This is a genomic window from Enterococcus sp. AZ020, assembly GCF_050499205.1.
Lineage (GTDB): Bacteria > Bacillota > Bacilli > Lactobacillales > Enterococcaceae > Enterococcus_L > Enterococcus_L dunnyi.
The window spans coordinates 767775-789306 of record NZ_JBIPAT010000001.1 but is presented as its reverse complement, the minus strand read 5'-3'; the positions used below and the strand labels follow the sequence as shown (position 1 = coordinate 789306).

At 35.0% G+C, this 21532-nt stretch carries 24 protein-coding genes, 1 tRNA gene and 1 other annotated feature; of the genes, 21 read left to right on the top strand and 4 right to left on the bottom strand.

The features are described from left to right. Position 1 precedes the first annotated feature (1 nt). The 6 genes from IGI58_RS03760 to IGI58_RS03735 are packed head-to-tail and all read left to right on the top strand — an operon-like array spanning position 2 to position 5533. A complete protein-coding gene (locus IGI58_RS03760) occupies positions 2 to 769 on the top strand; it encodes a distal tail protein Dit (protein ID WP_429954417.1) in 768 nt (255 codons plus the stop codon). Then, the gene (locus IGI58_RS03755; protein WP_429954418.1) at positions 766 to 3558 is read left to right on the top strand and encodes a phage tail tip lysozyme; all 2793 of its coding nucleotides are present in this window, start codon (positions 766 to 768) and stop codon (positions 3556 to 3558) included. Before IGI58_RS03760 ends, IGI58_RS03755 begins: the two co-directional genes overlap by 4 nt. A 25-nt stretch (positions 3559 to 3583) precedes the next feature. Then, positions 3584 to 4459, top strand: coding sequence for a phage baseplate upper protein (locus IGI58_RS03750; protein ID WP_429954419.1), 876 nt, complete (start codon positions 3584 to 3586; stop codon positions 4457 to 4459). Next, positions 4459 to 4689 carry a hypothetical protein gene (locus IGI58_RS03745; RefSeq protein ID WP_225533649.1) on the top strand — a complete coding sequence of 77 codons (231 nt, stop codon included), beginning with the start codon at positions 4459 to 4461 and terminating at the stop codon, positions 4687 to 4689. The genes IGI58_RS03750 and IGI58_RS03745 overlap by 1 nt, the downstream gene beginning before the upstream one ends. Continuing rightward, on the top strand, positions 4686 to 5006 hold the full coding sequence (locus IGI58_RS03740; RefSeq protein ID WP_429954420.1) for a collagen-like protein: 321 nt from the start codon (positions 4686 to 4688) through the stop codon (positions 5004 to 5006). The genes IGI58_RS03745 and IGI58_RS03740 overlap by 4 nt, the downstream gene beginning before the upstream one ends. Then, a complete protein-coding gene (locus IGI58_RS03735) occupies positions 5006 to 5533 on the top strand; it encodes a hypothetical protein (protein WP_429954421.1) in 528 nt (175 codons plus the stop codon). The genes IGI58_RS03740 and IGI58_RS03735 overlap by 1 nt, the downstream gene beginning before the upstream one ends. Before the next feature lie 65 nt (positions 5534 to 5598). Here IGI58_RS03735 and IGI58_RS03730 read toward each other — a convergent pair. Continuing rightward, positions 5599 to 5672: transfer RNA gene (locus tag IGI58_RS03730), tRNA-Arg, on the bottom strand. A 169-nt stretch (positions 5673 to 5841) separates the two neighbouring features. Further along, positions 5842 to 5917, top strand: a sequence feature (ribosomal protein L21 leader region). Between the two features lie 19 nt (positions 5918 to 5936). Between IGI58_RS03730 and rplU the strand changes: the two genes are divergently transcribed. From rplU to IGI58_RS03675, 11 genes are all read left to right on the top strand, one after another. Beyond that, positions 5937 to 6245, top strand: coding sequence for a 50S ribosomal protein L21 (rplU, locus tag IGI58_RS03725; protein WP_069661579.1), 309 nt, complete (start codon positions 5937 to 5939; stop codon positions 6243 to 6245). Between the two features lie 34 nt (positions 6246 to 6279). Continuing rightward, positions 6280 to 6624 (top strand): ribosomal-processing cysteine protease Prp, encoded by a 345-nt coding sequence (locus tag IGI58_RS03720; RefSeq protein WP_429954422.1) that lies wholly within the window; start codon positions 6280 to 6282, stop codon positions 6622 to 6624. Between the two features lie 12 nt (positions 6625 to 6636). Continuing rightward, positions 6637 to 6924 (top strand): 50S ribosomal protein L27, encoded by a 288-nt coding sequence (gene rpmA / locus IGI58_RS03715; RefSeq protein WP_010762831.1) that lies wholly within the window; start codon positions 6637 to 6639, stop codon positions 6922 to 6924. Positions 6925 to 7468: 544 nt separating this feature from the next. Continuing rightward, positions 7469 to 7759 (top strand): TIGR04197 family type VII secretion effector, encoded by a 291-nt coding sequence (locus IGI58_RS03710; RefSeq protein ID WP_429954423.1) that lies wholly within the window; start codon positions 7469 to 7471, stop codon positions 7757 to 7759. A 172-nt stretch (positions 7760 to 7931) separates the two neighbouring features. Next, positions 7932 to 8141 (top strand): hypothetical protein, encoded by a 210-nt coding sequence (locus tag IGI58_RS03705; protein ID WP_429954424.1) that lies wholly within the window; start codon positions 7932 to 7934, stop codon positions 8139 to 8141. Continuing rightward, positions 8131 to 9600, top strand: coding sequence for a hypothetical protein (locus tag IGI58_RS03700; protein WP_429954425.1), 1470 nt, complete (start codon positions 8131 to 8133; stop codon positions 9598 to 9600). The genes IGI58_RS03705 and IGI58_RS03700 overlap by 11 nt, the downstream gene beginning before the upstream one ends. After that, positions 9601 to 9885 (top strand): hypothetical protein, encoded by a 285-nt coding sequence (locus IGI58_RS03695; protein WP_429954426.1) that lies wholly within the window; start codon positions 9601 to 9603, stop codon positions 9883 to 9885. 57 nt (positions 9886 to 9942) lie between these two features. Further along, the gene (locus IGI58_RS03690; protein ID WP_429954427.1) at positions 9943 to 10716 is read left to right on the top strand and encodes a hypothetical protein; all 774 of its coding nucleotides are present in this window, start codon (positions 9943 to 9945) and stop codon (positions 10714 to 10716) included. A 386-nt stretch (positions 10717 to 11102) separates the two neighbouring features. Next, a complete protein-coding gene (locus tag IGI58_RS03685) occupies positions 11103 to 11924 on the top strand; it encodes a hypothetical protein (RefSeq protein WP_429954428.1) in 822 nt (273 codons plus the stop codon). Between the two features lie 657 nt (positions 11925 to 12581). Beyond that, positions 12582 to 13586 carry a WxL protein peptidoglycan domain-containing protein gene (locus tag IGI58_RS03680; protein ID WP_429954429.1) on the top strand — a complete coding sequence of 335 codons (1005 nt, stop codon included), beginning with the start codon at positions 12582 to 12584 and terminating at the stop codon, positions 13584 to 13586. 25 nt (positions 13587 to 13611) lie between these two features. Continuing rightward, a complete protein-coding gene (locus IGI58_RS03675) occupies positions 13612 to 16086 on the top strand; it encodes a WxL domain-containing protein (protein ID WP_429954430.1) in 2475 nt (824 codons plus the stop codon). Positions 16087 to 16311: 225 nt separating this feature from the next. Here IGI58_RS03675 and IGI58_RS03670 read toward each other — a convergent pair whose 3' ends face one another. Continuing rightward, on the bottom strand, positions 16312 to 16959 hold the full coding sequence (locus tag IGI58_RS03670; protein ID WP_429954431.1) for a TetR/AcrR family transcriptional regulator: 648 nt from the start codon (positions 16957 to 16959) through the stop codon (positions 16312 to 16314). Between the two features lie 465 nt (positions 16960 to 17424). Then, entirely contained in the window at positions 17425 to 17790 is a 366-nt protein-coding gene (locus IGI58_RS03665; RefSeq protein ID WP_225533656.1) for a hypothetical protein, read from the bottom strand. 182 nt (positions 17791 to 17972) lie between these two features. Between IGI58_RS03665 and IGI58_RS03660 the strand changes: the two genes are divergently transcribed. The 3 genes from IGI58_RS03660 (at position 17973) to IGI58_RS03650 (ending at position 19282) form a co-directional block, all read left to right on the top strand. Next, on the top strand, positions 17973 to 18443 hold the full coding sequence (locus IGI58_RS03660) for a DUF2798 domain-containing protein (protein WP_429954432.1): 471 nt from the start codon (positions 17973 to 17975) through the stop codon (positions 18441 to 18443). A 121-nt stretch (positions 18444 to 18564) separates the two neighbouring features. Continuing rightward, a complete protein-coding gene (locus IGI58_RS03655) occupies positions 18565 to 18969 on the top strand; it encodes a pyridoxamine 5'-phosphate oxidase family protein (RefSeq protein WP_225533658.1) in 405 nt (134 codons plus the stop codon). 163 nt (positions 18970 to 19132) lie between these two features. After that, positions 19133 to 19282 (top strand): hypothetical protein, encoded by a 150-nt coding sequence (locus IGI58_RS03650; protein WP_225533659.1) that lies wholly within the window; start codon positions 19133 to 19135, stop codon positions 19280 to 19282. A gap of 52 nt (positions 19283 to 19334) precedes the next feature. Here IGI58_RS03650 and IGI58_RS03645 read toward each other — a convergent pair whose 3' ends face one another. Beyond that, positions 19335 to 20147 (bottom strand): metallophosphoesterase, encoded by an 813-nt coding sequence (locus IGI58_RS03645; protein WP_429954433.1) that lies wholly within the window; start codon positions 20145 to 20147, stop codon positions 19335 to 19337. Positions 20148 to 20364: 217 nt separating this feature from the next. On the opposite strand from IGI58_RS03645, the gene IGI58_RS03640 reads away from it, so the two are divergent. Then, entirely contained in the window at positions 20365 to 21423 is a 1059-nt protein-coding gene (locus tag IGI58_RS03640) for an acyltransferase (protein ID WP_429954434.1), read from the top strand. Positions 21424 to 21532 lie beyond the last annotated feature (109 nt).

Sequence of the window (21532 nt, the reverse complement as noted above, 5' to 3'; positions counted from 1 at the left end):
GATGTATTATTTTGAAGACACACTAGAAAAAGGTCATAAAGATGAGTTGATCCTTCCTTCTTCTGCAATGATGTATGACGGTGTTTATATCGAAAAAATGATCGAAGGATATCGAACCTTAGCTGTTACCGGCCGAGAAATGCTATCACTGGACATCGAAACACAGAACACACAAGTTGGAAGTATCAAATTAAATCAAAAATTACCTGCTAGAACGATCAAAGTCACCTATCAGTTGATGGGCAAAAATGCTCAGGATGTGCAAAAAAAATACCATCGTTTGATGCAGCTGCTTTATCGGGAAAAGGATGTCGAGCTGCGCTTTAAAGATGAGCTTGATTACCACTATTACGGTCAATATGTCACAACAGATGAGGTACGTGGCGATACGAATAATATCATCGCAAGCTTTGAACTACTTTGTAATGATCCCAAAAAGTATTCGCTTTTGCTATCAACTGACAGCCAAATCACAACTTATTTACCATATCCAGTGACACCTGAAAAAATCACTGTGACGATTGCCAAATTTGGCACACTGTTGATTCAAAATGAAGATAAGACAATAAAAATTACCAGCTATAACTTAAGTGCTGATGATCAGGTCGTATTTGATTTCTTAAAAGGCAAAGTATTTGTGAACGGAATCGACCAAACCTTTTTATTGGACTTAGAAAGTGATTTTGAAAATTTCACTATTCAGGAAGGGCAAACGATCACATGTAGTAATGGTCAAATGACGATCGCTTATCGGGAGGTGCAATTATGACAAGTGTCTATTTTTTTGATGAACAGCAACACCTTCTTCGGATCGTAAATGAAAAGGAATTAGTAGAGGTTGTTCAGGAAAAAGAGATCACAAGCAATAAAGAAGAATTGCTCCATGATACCTTGAATGTTTCCACAATTTATGATGAGGAACTAAAAGGGGCCTCTTATATGGCTGTAAAGGAAAGTAAAGACTTTTACAGCTTGTACCGCATTGTTGTCGATAGTGAAGCTGAAAATATTCTTTCATTTGTAGGTATCGCTTTTGCACCGGATGAGTTGGATTCATATGTCATAAAAAATATTTCGGTAAAAAATGTTTCTATTAAATCAACGCTTCAAAAGTTATTACAAGAGACAGAATGGCAGATCGGTCACGTAGATAGTGGACTCCCTTCAGTAACTGTAGACTTTAGCTATTTATCGATTCGTGATTCTTTGAAAGAGCTACAGACTAAAGGCTGTGAGATCCTGTTTAAATATAAGATCGACGGTATTGGGATCACTGAAAAATGGGTAGAAGTCTATCGTGAAATCGGTATACAGAGCAATCAGCGTTTTACGTATGGTGATAAAGCACTAAGTATTGTTAAAGAGCAAGATCGCAACGAAGTATATACGAGCTTGATCGGCCGTGGACGCGGAGAAGATGTCGGTGATGGGAAAGGGAAACGTGCTGAATTTACAACGATCGAATGGAAAAAATCAAATGGCGATCCGTTAGACAAACCAAAAGGCCAAAACTGGCTAGAATTTCCTGAGATGACGAAGCAATACGGCATTCCTTTAAAAAATGGCGGAATGCGAAAACGAGAAAAGGTCATCACTTTTGATGAAGTTGAAGAGCCAAAAGAATTACTAAAACAAACCTATGAGGCACTTGTGAACTATTCTCGCCCGCTCACACAGTTTAAAACAGAAGTCTTAGGCGGCGATGCGATCGGAAACACAGTGACGATCCATCATCATGAACGCAACTACCATTATCAAACACGGATTTTTAAAGTCAAAATCGATCGTTTGACAGGAAAAGTGGAAGCTGGATTAGGAGATAATATCACAAAAAGTATGTCAAAAGCCGCATCAGATTTAAAAGGAAATGTTGCTTCCTTAGAAGAAAAAAAGATGACATTTTATGATTCAGAAGAAATCTCTAAATGGCAAGATGATATTATTCGCGGAGCAAAAGGCGGATCGATCAAATTGATGAACGGGATCGAAACAGGAAAGTCTGATAGTCGAGAACCGTATCAGATGGTTTGGATGAATAAAGATTCCCTTGAAGCAAGTGATCATTTTTTAGTAGCTAATAGTGAAGGTATCGGTTTTATCGATGGCAAATTCAATTTAGATAATTTCAAAACAGCGTGGACGATCGATGGTAAATTCAATGCAGATTTTATTCAAGCAGGAACAATCAGGGGACGTTTGATAGAAGGTTGTGAATTTCGAACATTAGACGATGCTTTCCAAATAAAAATTCTTAATGGAACGATTATTTTTAGTGATAAAAAAGCGAATAAGCGGCTTGGATCTATAAATGCAACCTTGAGTGAAGGCGTTGTAAATGGCTTTGCTGTCACTCAACAACCAGGATTTATTTTTTCTTTAAACTCTGGAAGTAAGGATAAGGATGGAATATCAAATTATGTCATCCAAATTCCAAAAGAAAGTACAATGGAAGATCCTAAGTTGAATTCTAGAGCAGAATGGAAGCATAAAGGCGATTTACACGTTACAGGTAAACTGACTTTAGAAGGTGATTTACACATAAAAGGAAAACTCTTCTTGAATGGGAAAGAAATCACTGGAAACGGTAATGGTAGCGGTGGTAATAATGGCGGGACACCTCCAGAACTTACAACAGAACAAGAAAAAAATGCATGGACAATTTGGCAATTCTTTAAATCAAAAGGCTGGACAGAACAATCTATTGCAGGGATGTTAGGCAATATTCAAAGTGAATCTGGAATTGTGCCGGATATTGATGAATTAAGCGGTGGAGGCGGCTATGGACTTACACAGTGGACGCCTAAATCTAAACTAGTTGACTGGTGTGCAGAACGAGGACTTGACCATCGAACAATGGATGCACAATGTCAAAGAATCCAATGGGAGATGGAGAATAATATCCAATGGTTTTATAACCCTCAACGTCCAGATATTGGTTATATTTCTTTTAAAGAATTTACTCAACTGACAAATGTTACATTAGCGGCAGACTATTTTATCGCACTATATGAACATCCAGCAGATCCATATCAGCCGATTCGAGGCCAACAGGCTCAATACTGGTATGATAAATTAAAAAATTTGAAACCCGGTGCATCTACAGGTGAAGCAGGTTTAGCGCATTTAGAATCTCTATCTATGCAGCGTTTAGGTAATGGACAGTGTTACGCTGTTTCCGCCGAATATTCAGGCTTTTTAGGAGGTTGCGGCTTAGGTGCTGGTACACAATATGGTTTAAGCCATGTGATTGGTAATACAGAAGCAGCAGCAGATATCGGTAGAGCATATAATTGGGCTGCTGTAGGCTGGAATGTGATTGAAAATCCAGAATATAAAGACTTAGTTGTAGGAGCAATAATCAACTGGAAACGTGGTGGGAACATTGGCGGCTTCAATGTTGATTATAGTTATGGACATACTGGCGTGATTAGAGGAATCAGTAATGGTGGTTTTCAAACTTATGAACAAAATATCGGCTTAGGACAAGTCGTAGGGAAATACGAACGTACATGGGTAGGATCGAGTGAGATCAGCTCAATCGTGATCCCGCCCAAATAATCGATTTTTAGAAAGGAGTGAGTGAATGTCTATCGTTTATCCAATTTTTTTATCCATCACACAACCGAATGACAACATTCCAACGATGGTCATTCGTCAGTTCGACGAGGGCACTCAAGTGTTGGATGTTACGATCACAGAACACGGCAAACCAAAAGACATTTCAAATTTAATTCCCTTTTTCTGCGTGAAACAAGGACATCATGCCGGCTTAGGACTATCTGAACAGAAAGTGACTAAGATCATTGATGCAAAAAAAGGGAAAATTCAATATACATTAACCAATTATGATATGCAGTCAGTGGGAGAAAATACAGCCTACTTCAGCTTTAGAGAACTCCAAAAGGATCTAAGCTGGCGTCAGCAATTTTCAACGAGAGATTTTGCTTATCAAGTAAAAGAGAGTATTTACGAAGATGGAATCAAAGACAGTAATTATATTTGGACCTTTGAAGAAATCTTACGCTATTTTACAGAATGGGTGAAAACCTGCCAGGAAATTTATGATGACTGGTATCTCGTTGCACAAGCAGAATTACAGCGGATCATCAAGGAATTTCAAGGATGGATCACGTCAAATCAGGAGCGTTTCGATCAGTGGACTGCTGTTCAAAGAGCAGCCTTCGATGAGTGGTTTGCTTCTATTAAAACCATTCTAGATGAGAACGCAGCGGGGAATCTGCTGAATTTGATCGAAGAGCTAAAACAATCTCATTTCACGTTGAAAAGCGGAGAAACAGGTATTTTACGAACGATTCGTGATGATAAATTCAGCTTGAACCATGGTATGACAAAAGTAGGGACAGTGCCGCATAAAAAAGAAGCTTCAGCGTTGGTCATTGCTGAAATCGACAGTCAAAAACAAGATACATTCTTTTTACGAAAGGTGGGCTCCGTTTAATGGCAAATGAAGTGGAAATCAAAAAAGTTATGGAAACAGATACAGCAGGTGTGAAACGCCAAGTGTTTCCGGAAACGCATGTAAGTGCGATTCTAGGATTTGAAAGTATCGAAAATGTAGGAACAGGTGTGACCTCTATCAATGGTAAAACAGGAGATATCACACTGACAGCAAAAGATTTAGGCGTTGAAGGAACAGGAATCACAATAGATAAGGTGGGATCAGTATGACAGATATCGTTGAATTAAAAAGCGATGGCGTCGTTGTCTATCCAAAAACGCATGTAAGTGCAGTTGAAGGGATCACAACGATCAAAGGGGAAAAAGGAGACACGGGTCCAGCAGGCCCGCAAGGACTAACAGGAGCACAAGGTCCTCAAGGCGAAAAAGGAGCACAAGGAGCAACTGGCCCTCAAGGACCAGCTGGAACAAATGCAACAACGACTGCTGCTGCAACTCAAACAGTAAACGGGTTGATGAGTGCGGCAGATAAGAAAAAATTAGATACATTACCAACAATAACATTTAATAAGGTGGGATCAGTATAATGGCAGATATCGTACAATTAGAAGAAAAAGGGAATTTACTTTATCCGAAGACACATACAAGCGCGATTGATGGACTAGATGAAACATTGGTGAAAAAAACGGGTGATGAAGATATTGCTGGGGTGAAGAATTTTACGAGTGTTCCTCAAATCAACAATGTTCCTGTTGCGGTTGATCAGGGTACGGTTTACGAGGAAATTACTTTAGACCCAACTGTTAATGCCAATATTAAAAGTGGGTATATACGACTTTGGCGTATGGGAAACATGGTTATAGTCGGATCCTATTTAACAGTAACAGGACCTGTAAGGTGGGTGGATATTGCTAAAGTACCTACGGGGTTTGAACCTCACAGTGCAGGGAGTTTTGGTATGTCCTTTGCGTCTACAGGTGGTGAACAGCTTCCTGCTAGCCTGTATATTGCCGGAGGGAATTTTAGATTATTAACAACTGGCTCTATTCCGACGACTGGGTATCCTTTTCAAGGGTGTGGCATTTATTATACAGAAAAAGCATTTCCTAGCTAATTAGTTTTTTATATAAAAAAAGCATAAAAGGAACGATCAAACGTTCATTTTATGCTTTTACTATATACGCCAAGAGAGATTCGAACTCCCGACCGCTCGCTTAGAAGGCGAGTGCTCTATCCAGCTGAGCTATTGGCGCATGAATAACACGACAAAATTTATTATAATGAACATGTAAAACAAAGTCAATCATTAATTAGAAATAACGCTAAAGTTTTTTTAGAAGCAGAGAAAGTAACGGAAAACTCAAGTTTTCATTGACTCTCTTACCTTATTTTGATATAGTATTACTGTTGTAATTGTGGTCTCCACAGCTACAACCGCACAGAACAAGTCTTAAGCATGAGATCCTCATCACTTGGGATGGCGAGTCTAAGTCTAGAAGAAGGAGGTGCTGTATAGCATGTACGCAATTATCAAAACTGGTGGTAAACAAGTAAAAGTTGAGGTAGGTCAAGCAATTTACGTTGAAAAATTAGACGTAGAAGCTGGTGAAAAAGTTGTTTTTGACGAAGTTATCTTAGTAGGTGGCGAATCTACGAAAGTAGGAGCTCCAACTGTTGCAGGTGCAACTGTCGAAGGAACTGTTGAAAAACACGGCAAACAAAAGAAAGTCGTTACTTTCAAATACAAACCTAAAAAACACACTCACCGTAAACAAGGTCACCGTCAACCATATACAAAAGTCGTGATCGAAGCAATCAACGCATAATTCTTTTAAGTTGCATAGGAAAGAAGGCCTATCAATGATTAAAAGTTCTTTTAAACGAAATGATGCAGGTCAGATCATTTCTTTTGAAGTAACCGGGCATGCTGAATCAGGACCCTATGGTAGTGACATCGTTTGTGCAGCAGTTTCTGCATTAACGATCAGTACGGTCAATGGTATCGATGCTTTAGCTGGTTTTGAACCGATCGTTGAAACCAATGAAGCTGAAGGTGGCTACCTTTATGTTGAAATGATTTCAAAAGCGAATCAGGAACAAACCAATATTGCCCAAATTCTCTTGGAAAACCTTTTGTTAGGTTTACAAGCAGTCGAGCAAGAAAACCTTGAATTTATTCAAGTCAAAACCATAAACAAAAAATAGGAGGTGCAGACGATGTTACTAAATATGAATTTACAATTATTCGCCCATAAAAAAGGTGGAGGTTCTACTTCCAACGGACGTGATTCAGAATCTAAACGCTTAGGCGCTAAGAGTGCTGATGGCCAAACTGTTACTGGTGGATCAATTTTATACCGTCAACGCGGAACTAAAATTTATCCAGGAGCTAACGTAGGTATTGGTGGCGATGACACTTTATTTGCTAAAGTTGATGGCGTAGTACGTTTCGAACGTAAAGGCCGTGACAAAAAACAAGTGTCTGTTTATCCAGTGGCTCAATAATTTTTGAACTAATCGGCTCTATCCCTTGTGTAGTAAGGGGTAGGGCTTTTTTTGTTTGGATAAACAAACACTTGAATGCCATTTTGAATGCTATCTACTAAAAATTAGCAAATTGAGACAGCTTTTCAGCAGCAGCATTATTTTGTTTTTCGCTTAATTGAGTTAGTCATTTCTAGGCTTGCGTGTCCTAGCCGTTCTTGTGCTTCTTTCATTATAGCGATAGGATACTTACTATTCTCAACGGTATCATTTATACGAAAACAAGTTCTAGGAGTAGTTTATGATGTGAGATATCATTTTTTGTTGAATTTTGATAAAGAAGATAATGATATTTAGAACCATGTAATACATGCACCACATACCAATGAGAGTTTAGTGAAATATAACGAAAAAATAGAAATTGAGTAAAAATAAAAAGTAAGCTTATAATTATTTGGTGTCATAAGCTTATTTTTTTGTGTTTATAAGTATGATATATTTAATTATAGAGCTGCAAAAATAGACGATTTGTATGTTCAAAAAAAGTATCTAAAGGAGGATTTCAATGTCAATTAACAGTAATTCCAGCATAGCTGGGAGTGTTTCAGCATCTTTTAGTCAATCTGCAAGTATCTTAAATAGTATTAGTGTTTCTGCATCCTCTTCAAATACCAATGTTGCAGGTAATGCTTCCGCGGTAAAAACAATGAATGAGTTTCAGCGAGGGCTAAAAGACCTTTCTACCAGTGTAGTTTCTGCTGGAGATAGTATTCATTCTGTTGCAAAAGAGTTTGATCGAATTGATCAGCACATTGTTCAACTAACAAAATTCAATCTTCCAGGAGGATTTTCTTAATGGAACAAGAAAAGCAGCTAACCTTTGAACAGAAAAATCAGCAATTTCGGATAAGATTGAACAGTTACAAGACGATCAACTCGCAAGTAAAAAGGAGCAACGGCGCGTAGAGGAACAGCAAGAAGCCTTTTTTGAGCTCCAGCAACTAGAACAAGCGATATACCATTTTGTTTTGTCCAATTGTGAACCAGAGGAACGAGCCTTTATCGAAGAACGTGGGGAGGATAGCTTACGGCTTGCGAAAAATGCGCAACTAGAATTGGACGAAGAACTCCTTCAATTAAAGAAAGAAGAACGCCTATTATTGGATCAAGAAGAAGCCATTCTACAAGAGCAACAGTCCTTCTTAAAAGAAAGTAAGGAGGACGAACATGGGACTTAAATTTTATGTACATGAAGCACAAACACGCTCTTCACAAGCTTCTCAACTAAATAGCCAAGCAGGTCAAGCAATCGCTTCCTTACAACAAAGCATTCATTCTTTTTTATCTGCGCCGTTATCTAGTAAAGCCTATGACAGTGCCAAAAGCTATTTTCTGACGGTATACACGCCATTATGTCAATCTGCTATAATGACAGGAGAAGCAATGGAAGCTGCTCATAAACGTTTTCTTAGTGAGTATCAAGGATCAGTCAGTGGAATCGATACGGATGAAGACCTGATACTAGAAGAGATCAATCAACTTGAACGATTAAAACAAAGCTTAGATCAACAAATGAGTACAGCGAAAACACCTCGACCGGATTTAGAACGACGTTATATGAATGCGTGCGATGTGATCGAAAAACGACGAGAGAAATTAGAAAAGTTTCATGCATATAATGCTCTTTCTGCTAGTATTTTTTCAGAGTGTGAAGCATGTCAGCAAGAATTTGATAATGGACTAGCACAAATGAAAGACTGTAAGGCATGGAATCCAGCAACGGGTACCTTTGATATTAGCCGTTTAAACATGACTTGGGCAAAAACGATCAATGATCGCTGGAAGGCGAGAGAAATTAAACGTAAGAAACAAAAAGAAGAAGCGTTTAACAATAATCTAAAACAATTAAAAGGCTACACTATTTATGCAATGCCTTATGAAGACCCAATCACTAAAGAAGTAACAATCAGTTGGTTTATTGATAAAGACGGAAAGAGACTAGATAATAGTGAATTACAACGTTTTTTAGAAGAGCATGGTGCGGAGTTAGACCCAAGCTATTATCGTATTGTAGATTGGCGAACTATTCAGGATCTAGAAAATGCTGCATTACGTCGAGGTGAAACGTATATCACTGGACAAAAATACACAGGGATGTCTAAAGGAATGATGCAGTTAAATGGTTATATTTCTTCTGGCTATGTCTTTGCGCAAAAATCAGGATTGTATGATTTAGCGATGATGGCCGGACTTTCTCAAGTCAATAAAGTTCATACTGCACCAAAAAAAATTAACAGTAATGATTCATTAAATTTATATAGAAAAAATCAAAATATGGGAGCTTTTAAAGGTCTTGGCGAAGTGATGGATTTAAAAAATGTTAAAAAGGTAGCGAAAGAGTCAGGAATTGGTTTACAAGGGGTTAAGATACGTATAGAACGTGATCCAGATTTAATAGGTCGTGGGATATGTGGTTATGCCTCACCAGACGGCAAGACAATCACATTGTATCCGGATGCTTTCACTAATAAAGAATCACTAATTAAAACAATTGGACATGAAAGAACACATGTCTATCAGGTAAAAACTTTTGGTACAGCGAATGATGCAGAAACATTGAGATTGTTTGAAAATGGTGCGTGGGGATCTGAAAAAGATTGGTGGAATTATTACAAATCCGTAAATGGAGGGAAATAAATGTTTAAAGAATGGATAAAATTAGCTGCTAGTATTCAAGACAATACAGATAAAATTAATGAATTAAAATGTCCAACTTGTGGACATTGTGAAATAGACTATATCTATGTTGGTGATTTGAGCGACAGAATAGGATATGAACAAGTTTGGTGTAATCATTGCCTCAGAGGGATCCATGTAAGCAGGGTGATGATACCTGAAAATGTAAAAGTGATGAGTTTTGAAGAGACGAAGAAAATCAATACAATCGTTCCTAACTTTAAACCTATAACGCCGGATGAATAAAATCGTATAATTTTTCTATTCATTTAGAGAAAACAAGGTAAGGAGGATTGAGACGTATTGCGACAATGGAAAATATGGAGCATAGACAGTATTAAAGTAATCGTAAAATATGTAATACCAATGACAGCTATTGGAATTTCTCTTGCTACTTTTGAAAGTAGCAAGAGGAATTCAGCTTATTCAATAAAAGTAGCCGAGAAATCTTTAAAATCTGAAGAAAATTACAATAAGCAAGCTGAACAATTACTGTTAACGACTACGAATTATTCATTAGCTATAAACGAGGTATTGATCAATCAGCTTATGCATTACAATGATCCGATTAAAACTTTAGAACAGTATTCTATTGAGCATGATACTGCAAGTGCAAATTTTTCAGCTATAAAAAACATTGATTTGTCGCTGTTAGATTCTGTCAATTTGAATAATACTCAAGGTTTTATTTATTACTATACAAAATATCTATCGGCTGTAGATGAAAGCCTAGATAGGCTGAAAAACCGAAGTGATATTCTAAAACAAGATATCGCTTTAGGAAAAGAGGATCGAATAAGCAGTGCTGAACTTGAGAAGCTAACAGAAAATGTAACGAAAGAAGAAATATTGAACAGTGAATATAAAGTTGATTGGCTTATTATTGAAGACGGTAGTCTTATTTTACAAAATTTTGTTCAATATTTAATAGATTCTAGAGGTATTTTATTACAAATAAAAGAAGGCATAGAGGACAACAAAAAAGCTCCTGGATCAGACATTGAGAAAACTTATTCTGAATATCTAGAAAAAAATGAAAAAATTATTCCGTATTCTTCTAACGGAATTAATAAATAAAATTTTCTAAAAGACAATATATTCCTTGTTTAGCAAAACATATTGCTAGACTACAAGACGAATAGAATTTTTAAGGTGTGTAATAAATAGCGGAGTTTATTTAATGAAGTGTGGTTTACAGAGAAAACTATCTATCGATAAGCTAAAAGGAGAGATAAGAAAGAATGTCTACAGCTCTAGAGGTAGCCTATCTTGTCTTTGTGACATTTCTTAGTTTTGGGGAAAATGAACATATGAAAGATATTCAGAGAGGACAAGATGAAAAGACAGAATAAAAGTAGTTATTAAGAGATCGATTGCACAAAAAAATGTTTAAAATAAGGTGTTTTAAATTAGAATTACATTTCCCCTGATTTGTTGCGATCCTATACATTGAGGTGAATTTAGTGAGCGAAAACAAAATGGCCGTAAAAATAAAATGGCAGATTGAGAAGAAACGAGGAATTAGAAATTTTTTATTAAGAAATAAAGAACTTATAGCTATTGGTACGTCAGTTAGTTCATTATTGGTTAATATAATGGTTGCAACAGTAATTTCTTCACAACAGTTGGAACTTTCTAAAGCACAAAAACAAATTAGTGATACTCAGTTAGAAATTTCTAAATCTAATAAAATCTTAACTGAAAATAATCAAAATTTGGTTTACAATACACAGATAGAGATAGGTGATTTATCTAAATCTAGTAGCATTAAAGTTAAAGAAAACACAACAGAAATAAAGTTTGATTTTAAAGTAAAACCAACAAAAAGTCAGGGTAACATAAAATCTGTTTATGCTTATATTTATAATAACGAGTTAGAAACTTTAACGCATTTAAATGTGTCTAGTGTAAATGAAGTTAAAGCTAATTATTCAATAAAAGGAAATGCTAGAGAATTTAAAAATAGCGTCCTTGATATGTTTATTCTATATATAGATTATAAGAATAATATCTATTATGATTATGTATTTTTTATTCCGAAATATACAGAGCATCATGCATCGCAATATATTAAAGATATTGAAGGTAATGAGATAAATAATAGTGCTACAGGGTTACAACTAGTCAAATTGGAACCTAATACAATAAATCAATATGAATTAGTTAGTAAAAAAGATTACGCAACAATAGTGGATAGTTATGCTAGCTTTGATTTTATGCCACATGATGACTTATTAAAAAATGTTAATCAAGTAAAAACATATATCAAACAGAATTTAATGTGACGTTCAATCATTCAATTTTTGAATCTGATTTAATGCATTTCTATGTATAGCATCCCACGCTAATGAGAATTTTAGTGAATGCCAAAATGAATACCATTAGTAAAATGTTTAATGATACTTAGTGATTTAATTAAGTGAAAGAACACTTAATAAATATTGTAATTACATTGTTTAATATGCTTTGAAATATTAGAAATTCTATATCCAGTCGCTCAATAATTTTTGAACTAATTCGCTCTACTCTTTGTCAAACAAAGAGTAGAGCTTTTTTTTGTTTCTAGGTGGGCTAGCTATGACAAAAAACAGTAGTAACAAATGTGATTTTTTTCACTTTTATAAAAGACGTGTTAAATATTAACAAAATGATTGATAAAAATACTTGCTCGTAAAAGTCCTTATCTTCTAAGAAAAGGGATTGATCGTAAGATTTACAATGTTGAAATGAGATATATTTATGATTTTTTGTATTTAAGGAGTGAAAATCGTGTTAATATTTTCAATTTGAGATAGAAATTAAATAAAAAAATGCGATTTCCTATTGTTTTTTCTTCTCTTTTATAGTACTATTTTCACAAACAGACAGGCTGCCTGTTTTTGGTTAGGGAAGCATTTTTCTATTTAAAATAGGCTTTTAAATCATCGAAAGGATGTGATTTATTGACCGTAAAAAGAATAATTCGTTATGCGATATATTTTGTTATATATTTATCTTTTTTTCAATGCACAATATTTGCAGTTGAAAATGAAGAATATGGCTCTTTTGATGTAGAGGCAATTTTGCCGGAAAACCAAATTGATGATCAAGCCAATTACTTTCAATTATTGGTCGAGCCGAAAAAAAGACAGGTAATAAAAGTTAAAGTAAGTAATCATACTGATACTAAGCAGACTTTTTTAATAATGATCAATCAAGCTACAACGAACAAAAATGGTCTTCTTGTTTATGATGAAAAAAAACAAGAAGTTGATCAGAATGGAGATATTCAGTTTTCTCATATTGCAAAGATTAAAAAAAATGAAATTACCGTTGCTGGAAATTCAGAAAAGTATGCAGAAATTGAGTTATCTATCCCTGAAAAATCATTTAAAGGGATTCTTTTGGGAGGAATAACGATCTCAAAGAAAAATAATGCAGAGAAAACTAGCGGGGGGGTTGCAATCAAAAATGCTTTGAGCTACACTATTGCGTTACTTTTGACTGAAGATGAAAAGGTAGATTTCTATGGAGAAACAGATATTATTTTAAGACAAATTCGAATCGTATCTTCTGAAAATAAAAGAGCTTTACAAATAGAAATTCAAAACCCTTATCCGGAAATTGTTAGAGATTTGAGTATAGAGGGGAATTTATATACCGAAGGGCATAAAAAATTGATTTCTGAAAGAAAACTGGATCAAGTAAAATTTGCGCCAAATAGCACCCTTTTATTTGAAATGGAGCTTGAAGAAAAAGACATTAAAAATGGTACATATTTGTTTGAAGGAACTATTTTTGGAAGTGATAAAACTTGGGATTTGTCTGAAAAATTAACAATTACAGAAAATGGAACAATGGCTGATAAAAAGGAGGATTCTCCTTTTAAGTGGTGGTATTTGATCATGCCGATCATTGGTGTAGGATTGTTGGCTATAAAAATCTATAGAATAAGAAATACTGATTAGGATATTTGTAGAAAGTGGGAGAAAGATGAAAAGAACAAAGGAAATAATCGGATTGTTGTTTTTACTGTTAAGTTTATTTTGTTTACCAATGAAAAGCCAGGCTTATACGCTTCCCTATGAGGATAAAGATTTGCCAGCAGTCAAAGATACGTACGTTCGATTTTTAGATCATAAAGGGGAAACATTCCCCGTGCAGTTGGCTTTAGAAGGAAGAGAAATTCGCGTCAGCTATATTCCGGAAGGACCGAATAACTCAAGGAAGTTGCTAGATGATGAGCCGATTTCTTTCAGGACAGAGGGACAATCAAATATATTCTACTTTGACCGCAGTGGTAATGAGTATAGGACAATGCGTCAAATAGGGTACCAAAAGGGAGTGGCAGATTGGAAAATAACAACGCCTGTTCCTTATGTCAAATATTTTTCAACAGAAGTTCCTCCAGGAGTAACTCCCGTTCCTGATTTACACGGATTTTTTTCCAATAGCACCGTTCAAGACATGTCTAGTGCTTGGCGATCGACCAGTGATGATTTTTCTGTCTGGAGGCGGTCAAATTATATGTTAATAGACTCTTTGTGGGAAGAGCAGGCAGATGGAACTTTTATTCAGACAAAGGGAACAGCTATTGACCCAAATAATAGAATAGTTTCCTATTTAGGATATTCTCGTATATCAGTGAATGAAAATGCAGCAGGCGTAAAAGCATCTGGCGATTATTATGGGACTGATGGGGAAGGAATGACGTTATACGCGTATAACAAAGGGATCAAAGAAATGTTTGAAGATGAAACTGGTGCATCGATTACCGCACCTACTGGTTATACTAATGGTAAAAGAACTGAATTAACGTCTAGTCCGTTCATTTATACAATGGAAAATGGAGACAAGCTTCCTGAAACATATACAATCGATAAGCAAGTTTATAAGTACCAAGGGTGGTATAAAGGAGCAAATAATAAGGCTAAAATAGATACGACTTATCCACCAAAAATCACCTTCAGTGCAGAATTTGAAGAGCAAAAAGATGAAGTGCATATCGTTTATAAGAAAATCAATGCTGTTGATTTGACTGAAAAATATGTAGATGAAAAAGGTGCCACGATCGACAGCAGTTGGAATCAGACGATATCTGTAGAAAAAGATGCTGAATACCTTTTTACGCCTGAAAGTCCTAAAAAAGATTCTAATGGTGTGTCTTGGATTTATGAAGGCTGGAGATTGAGTTCTGATGCAACAAATACGAAAAGAACAACACCTGTTTCATTGCCGATGAAGGGTGCTACTGAAGTTCACTATATCTATAAAAAAGCAGAACATAAAATAACCGAACGATGGGTGAATGATGAAGATCATTCGGAACTACTTGATATAACGTCCAACCCTAGTACAACAAATAAAGTAGTTTCTGGTGAAGAATATAATTTTGTACCTCAAGATAAGGTCTTGGATAATAATGGTAATACATGGCACTATGTCGGCTGGGAAAATTATTCAAATGCTCCTGGAACAATAAAACTTCCAAATGAATCTGTTTCGGTTGCAAATGTGACAAGAGATATAGAACTTGTATATTACTATAAAAGAGGACTTTCTTCAGCAGATCTTAGTTTAGTGGCGACTCCTAAAATCGTTGACAATGATGGCCAAGTTCAATGGAACAGTCGTTTGACAAATACGGGAGAAAATGTACTGACGGATTTAAAACTAAAGGTTAATCAGTGGTCTAACGGTTTATCAGTGCCGGATCAACTAGTTGTGAAGTTGGTTGATGGTTCTACCAAATCATTGATAGTTACACCTGAACAGTGGCAAAATGGGATCCAGTTAGACGGAGTAACACTTGCATCAGGTGATAACAAATTTATAGAAATTCAGTTTAAAACAACCGCTAGAGGAGTTGCTAATCAAGTTTTACAGGCTAAAATTGAAATGACGGGAAATATGGATCAAACACTAAAAGCAGAAGAGTTTGTTCGAATCGATGATCCTGATGAACCTAATCTCAATCAAAGTGGAGATGATACCTTAATCAACATTCCGGATTTCTTATTTGGTACGGTGACAGTTTCGCCTTATCCGCAAATGAAAACATTAGATGCGGAATCTTATACTCGGACGGATTATAAGCCTTATATCCGTTATAAATTAGATTCTAGTGTACAAGGAAACTGGACGATAGGTTTGAATTTGAGTCAATTTACATCTGGTTTAAACGCTTTGTCAACAAATACCAGTATTTCGTTGAAAAATGGCATAGTAAAAAAAGTGACCGATTTTAATCAAGAGAATGAATCCTTGGCAGTAATAGGTAAGATTGATGATCAAACTATTTTTTCTAACGATACCAGTGTTTCTCTTGGTACATTTAAAGAAGCTGGTGTCTATCAAATTGATTATGATTTTTCTGATATCGAGTTGAACCTTCCAGAGACAATGAATGCTGAGCTTAATTCAGTATACCAAGCAAAACTAAATTGGTCTTTAACAGCCGGACCATAATAATTCATTAAATGCATAGGTTAAAAAATCATTTGGATGGAGAATGTAAAAGAAAAGCCGCCTATAATAGGTGGCTTTTTAAACAAAAGTGATCTAGTTACAAAGTGAGTTACGAAGTATGTAAGAAAAATCGATATTCTATGAAAAGGAGATAGACTATATCTATTAAAAAAACTTGTTTATCTCACTATAAAATAGGTATAGATATTTTATTTACGAAAAACATCAGCTTTCAATTTCAGATAATGTCAGCCAGAGCGACTTACATAGTTCACGAATTTCTTCATCAAAAAGTGATAATCCCAAAAAGTTTGTAGTATTTTCCAAAAAGGTGATACGTCCATCAATTTCCTCTTCAGTACCAACTGTTTTTAGAAATAAAGGGTTAAACCAGATATTTAAAAGGATGGCCAAAAATTCAGCTGTGTACTCTGGTTCTGTGATACTCATGGAGCCATCTTCATTTCCCATACGGATCAACTGTTCATATAAAGGAACGATACTACTTTTCAAATTATCAAAGAGGAAGTTTAAAGATTCCGAACCGGATAATAGTTTTAAAAACATCACTCCTTTTGAAGTACTCATGACGCCTTTGTAGTTTTCCTTCAGTAAAAGGCGGATTTTTTCCATAGCAGTTAAATCTGTGTTTTCCATTAAATTATCGAGACTAGCTTTGTAGGGTAGTAGATATTCTGGCAATGCATTTAAGATATCTTCTTTTCTTGGAAAATAATGATATAAACCGCCACGAGATAAGTTATTAGCTCGTATACGTATATCATTGGTTGATGTTTCATGATAGCCTTTTTCTATAAACAGTTCCAATGCACTGTTAAGAATCAACTCTCTGGTTTTATCGATACTTGACATATGAACCTCCACTTTGCGTATATTTATTTTATTATACAACAAAGTGACCTTAAGGAAATAAATATTTTCTTGTTTAGTCACTTTGTCTCAATTGAAGTGAAAAAAGTAGTGCTGTTAATACAGTGTTGCTTGTTAGACCATTTTTTTTTATGTTTTTAGAAGACAAGATAAAATATGACTATATCAACAAAATCGAAGACACAAGCTCCGACGAACGTATAAAATTTTTCCAAAAGGAATTACTCCATGAGCTAAAAAATACAATAAGATAGCGTATAGAGTAAAACATCTTCTGATCAACAATGAGATCTTGGTGTAAATTTTAGATGATTCTCTATCTATACAAAAATAGGATTTTTTTATAGTTACTAAAAAATACGATAATCGACTGAGATGCCATGCATTTTCTCATCAGCTCGTGAGAAGAGAGCTTGCCGATTAAGGGTACAAAAGTAATCAAATAAATTAACGATTAACAATGAATATAAAGGCATTCACCAAATCGATTACACCAATTGTAAAAATAGTGATACCAATGATTAATAAACTTCCAATTACACGGCGAATGAATAAATTTTCTGTATATCGATTAAAGGATCTCCAAACTATTGATAGGTATACTATTACACTTCCTGTTACTAAAAAACTGCCAGTACGAGGGCTAAAATTTCCGTAAGTTTTATGACCATTTCGATCATAAACAGTTTGAAAGTAAAGCATCCCTTTATAACCGATTGCATTTAGATAAGCACTTAATAGTGTAGCAAGTACGACCAAAAATAAGAATATCATTACTCTTTTTTTATTAAAATATTTTTTCATTATTTCCAACCCTTTCTCCTGTGTACCATTATAACACTAAGGGAGGAACTAGAACTATCTGTAAAAATGAGGAACATTCTTATGCAGTTATATTTCAGTGTTTGAAAAATGAAATATTCATAAAAAAACTTACGAGAAAAATTTTTTTATGGTAGCATAATCTCTGTTATGAAAAAAAGAGGAGTGTATGTATGCCGAAAACAAAAAAAGAAAGTTTATTTTTTACAACGATTGTCTGTTTTTCCATGGTCTTTTCAATGAGTCTTTATAATTTGCTGTTGCACGATCAATTGTCATGGAGCCATCTATTGGGTGGGTTAATTCCCGGTTTTCTAGTGGCTTTTTTAGTTGATGTGTTCGTTGTAGCAAATACTGCAAAGAAAATCGCTTTTTCATTGCCAATCAATAGAGAAAAGCAGCTTCATATGGTTGTTGCTGTTTCTAGCTGTATGGTGCTCGGAATGGTCTTTTTCATGTCCATTTACGGTGTCGTGATTCAAACTGGTTTTACAGAAGAATTTTTTAGGAACTATATAGGAGCTTTCAGTCAAAATTTAGTGATGGCTTTACCTTTGCAACTACTGATCGTTGGACCTATATGCCGCTTGATTTTGAAGAAAAGTCGACAAGCTAATTGGTTACGACAAGAAGCAGTCAAGTAATCAGCACGAAAAAAACAGTCGATCAATCTCTCAACCGCATTTCAAAAGGGTTTAGCTTTTCAAAAATAGCAGATAGTTGCTATAATTGAGTGAATAGCGATAAAAAAGGAGGCCTTTAGAAATGGAGATACATGAGCGAATTGTGAGATTACTAAATTCCAGTAAGGTATTTTTACTTGCAACCATCGATAAAAGGGAATTTCCAACAGTGATTACCGTATCCGCACCCTTATGGAGAGAGGGACTGTTGAAATTACAATTTTATTTGGATGGGGAAGGGGAAACGGTCAAAAATATTCGTTGTAACCCCAATGGGTCTGTTTGTTGCTATGAAGAAATTGCTCATGAAAGTTTGCTGCTAAAAGGGAAATTTTCTGTTGAAGAAGTGGGTTCTAAAGATGAGATCACATCTAGGTTGTCTGATTATCAAAAAGAATTAAATCATCAAGCACCTGTCTTGGTAACATTTGAAACTTGGACAGCAAGAATCCATATGGATAAAAAAACAAAAGATATCATTGTTTAACAAATCAATGAAAAGGAATAAGCCTAGGCATTTTTTGCTTAAGGCTTTTTTCTTTTTTCTTAATAACTCTTCATAAAATATTCGAACCAATTTATGCTTTCGTTAAGGTTTCTCAGCTATAGTTATTCTATGATCAAAAAAGCAACACAGAGGAGGGAAGGCAATGTACGCTGTAAAAGTATTACATGGATATATCAGTAAAGACGGACAACGTACAAGAGATAAAAATCAAGCACGAGTCTTTGTTGATAAACGCTTCGCAGAAAAATTTGCTGATAAAATTGGTGGACGAGTCAAAGAATTTTCTAGATAAATAAACAGGAAAAAGATAGGACGAAATTCTTAGAATTTCGTCCTATCTTTTTTTAAATATACAGATCAAATACAGCGATTTCTGGTGGCACTCTAAACCGAGCGGGAATTTTTGTTGTCCCTAATCCTGTATTGACATAAAGTGTTGTGTCATTTGTTAAATTGTAGAATCCGCTAAAATATTTTTCTGCCATGATATTTTTGATGGTTATGAATGGAAGGTTGATTTGTCCACCATGACTGTGACCGGATAGGATCAGCTGTATATTTTGGTTCACTAGTTGATCAGCTACATCTGGTTCATGACTAAGTAGAATCGTGTATTCACTTTGACGCTCGCTCAAAGCTTCTTCGATCGACGAGTTACCTAATAAAGAATCATCTAAACCACTGATAAAAACACTCTTTCCATCTGCAAGAGCAATATTCATCCCTGAATTTTCCAGTAATTGAAAACCAGCTCCAGCTAATATCTCTGGATAAACACGAGCAGCGCCGCCACCATAATCATGATTGCCCCAAACGGCGAATTTTCCTAAAGGTGCAGTTAATCGACTTAAGGCAGCTGTGACATCCTCTGCAGGTCCGTACTTTGCATAGTTATCAAATAGATCACCAGTAAATAAGATAATATCCGGCTTTTCCTGATTCACCTTTGTAACAATTTTTTCAAGCTGGGCTACTGGATAGTTTTCTTGAATATGGATGTCTGAAAGTTGAACAACTTTCAGTGGTTTTTGTCCTTGATTATCGCCAAGAGTATAGTTGTGAGTGACGATTCGTTTGGGTTCTATAAAAAAAGCATAGAGGACCATGCTGATGATCGAAAAAAAGAATAATATGAAAAAAATTGCTTGCTTCTTCATCCGTAACCTCACTTTCTAACACAATTCTATCAAAAATAGCTTAAAAAAGAGTAAAGCTAGCTGCTAGATTAAAAACTTTAGAATAAATTAGAATTTTAATTTTTTTATAACCGAAAAATCATAATGGGTAAAAAAATATGATATAATAAGATTTATTTCGTGTTTTTTTCTTTTAGTTTTATTTATGAGATCGACTCGAGTTAGGGGTTGTTGTTGGTTGAGACAAAAAAATGTTTCGTTTGAATGTATGAGAATCGTTGCTTTTCTAATGGTTGTTTTTAATCACGTATTTCATTATTTATTCTACGGATTAGATCTTTCGTATGAGTGGAATGTGACAGCTGTATTAATGGTGATCGTTAAACCGGCGGTACCACTTTTTATGATGATGTCAGGTGCTTTATTGTTAAGAAGAGAGTATTCTTCAAAAGAACTTCGTAATAAGATTATCAGTGTTGTGGTGACGTTGCTGTTGTTTTCTCTAGTGTATTTTTATTTTGATCCTGAATTGAAAGGAACAGATCAAACCTTCATTCTTTTATTTTTAAATGGACGGGTCAGTAATGCACTCTGGTACATGTATGTATATTTGGGCTTCTTACTATTTCTACCATTTATAAAAAAAATGGTGGATTCCTTTAATGAAAAAGATTATAGAAGCTTTTTTCTAGTACTGTTTCTTTTGTCCATGTTTTTTCCTTATCTACTGAGATTTTTAGGAGCTGATATTTCAGAAACAGATTTTTTCAAATTTGTGTTTAGTCCATATCTATTGTACTTTGTTTTTGGTCATTATTTTATCAATGTCAAAAAAGGAACCCTTGATCTACTTAAAAATCGCAGTTACCTTCTTCCGTTGATATATGTGGGATCAGTTGTTCTTTCCGCTCTGATGATCATTACGTCAAGATATAACATGATGGACTTTGAATTGTGGAACAATAAAGCAGACTCTTTTCAATATGGTGTGATGTCAGTAGCCTTATTTATTATGTTGGCTCGAATGAGGGTGTCTTCTAAATTAATTGAAAAAAGCAGTCTATTTTTAGGCTCAAAAATCTATTTTGCTTATTTGATTTCAGATTTTGTTATTCATAATCTGTATGTTCCATTATTACAAAAATTCAATTCATTGAGTAATGTTTTAGTGCGGTTTACTGTTATTTCAATTTGTATAGCAGTTGTCTGTCTAGTATTTTCTCTAATAGCAAATGCACTAGTAGATGGATGCAAACAATTGATTAAAAGTATTAAAGATAAAGAGCAAATCGCTTAGTAAAAAATAAAATAAACGGGAACGATTTCGTAAATAAAACTAAAAGAAAAAAGTTCTTCATGATTTAATCCGAATAGGTAACAAATAACAGGAAAATTTGCTACAATTA

What these genes read in the sequence shown, in the direction of transcription:
- IGI58_RS03760 (WP_429954417.1), top strand. Translation starts at nt 2, where the DNA reads ATGTATTATTTTGAAGACACACTAGAAAAAGGTCATAAAGATGAGTTG.
- IGI58_RS03755 (WP_429954418.1), top strand. Translation starts at nt 766, where the DNA reads ATGACAAGTGTCTATTTTTTTGATGAACAGCAACACCTTCTTCGGATC.
- IGI58_RS03750 (WP_429954419.1), top strand. Translation starts at nt 3,584, where the DNA reads ATGTCTATCGTTTATCCAATTTTTTTATCCATCACACAACCGAATGAC.
- IGI58_RS03745 (WP_225533649.1), top strand. Translation starts at nt 4,459, where the DNA reads ATGGCAAATGAAGTGGAAATCAAAAAAGTTATGGAAACAGATACAGCA.
- IGI58_RS03740 (WP_429954420.1), top strand. Translation starts at nt 4,686, where the DNA reads ATGACAGATATCGTTGAATTAAAAAGCGATGGCGTCGTTGTCTATCCA.
- IGI58_RS03735 (WP_429954421.1), top strand. Translation starts at nt 5,006, where the DNA reads ATGGCAGATATCGTACAATTAGAAGAAAAAGGGAATTTACTTTATCCG.
- rplU (WP_069661579.1), top strand. Translation starts at nt 5,937, where the DNA reads ATGTACGCAATTATCAAAACTGGTGGTAAACAAGTAAAAGTTGAGGTA.
- IGI58_RS03720 (WP_429954422.1), top strand. Translation starts at nt 6,280, where the DNA reads ATGATTAAAAGTTCTTTTAAACGAAATGATGCAGGTCAGATCATTTCT.
- rpmA (WP_010762831.1), top strand. Translation starts at nt 6,637, where the DNA reads ATGTTACTAAATATGAATTTACAATTATTCGCCCATAAAAAAGGTGGA.
- IGI58_RS03710 (WP_429954423.1), top strand. Translation starts at nt 7,469, where the DNA reads ATGTCAATTAACAGTAATTCCAGCATAGCTGGGAGTGTTTCAGCATCT.
- IGI58_RS03700 (WP_429954425.1), top strand. Translation starts at nt 8,131, where the DNA reads ATGGGACTTAAATTTTATGTACATGAAGCACAAACACGCTCTTCACAA.
- IGI58_RS03695 (WP_429954426.1), top strand. Translation starts at nt 9,601, where the DNA reads ATGTTTAAAGAATGGATAAAATTAGCTGCTAGTATTCAAGACAATACA.
- IGI58_RS03675 (WP_429954430.1), top strand. Translation starts at nt 13,612, where the DNA reads ATGAAAAGAACAAAGGAAATAATCGGATTGTTGTTTTTACTGTTAAGT.
- IGI58_RS03670 (WP_429954431.1), bottom strand. Translation starts at nt 16,959, where the DNA reads ATGTCAAGTATCGATAAAACCAGAGAGTTGATTCTTAACAGTGCATTG.
- IGI58_RS03660 (WP_429954432.1), top strand. Translation starts at nt 17,973, where the DNA reads ATGCCGAAAACAAAAAAAGAAAGTTTATTTTTTACAACGATTGTCTGT.
- IGI58_RS03655 (WP_225533658.1), top strand. Translation starts at nt 18,565, where the DNA reads ATGGAGATACATGAGCGAATTGTGAGATTACTAAATTCCAGTAAGGTA.
- IGI58_RS03650 (WP_225533659.1), top strand. Translation starts at nt 19,133, where the DNA reads ATGTACGCTGTAAAAGTATTACATGGATATATCAGTAAAGACGGACAA.
- IGI58_RS03645 (WP_429954433.1), bottom strand. Translation starts at nt 20,147, where the DNA reads ATGAAGAAGCAAGCAATTTTTTTCATATTATTCTTTTTTTCGATCATC.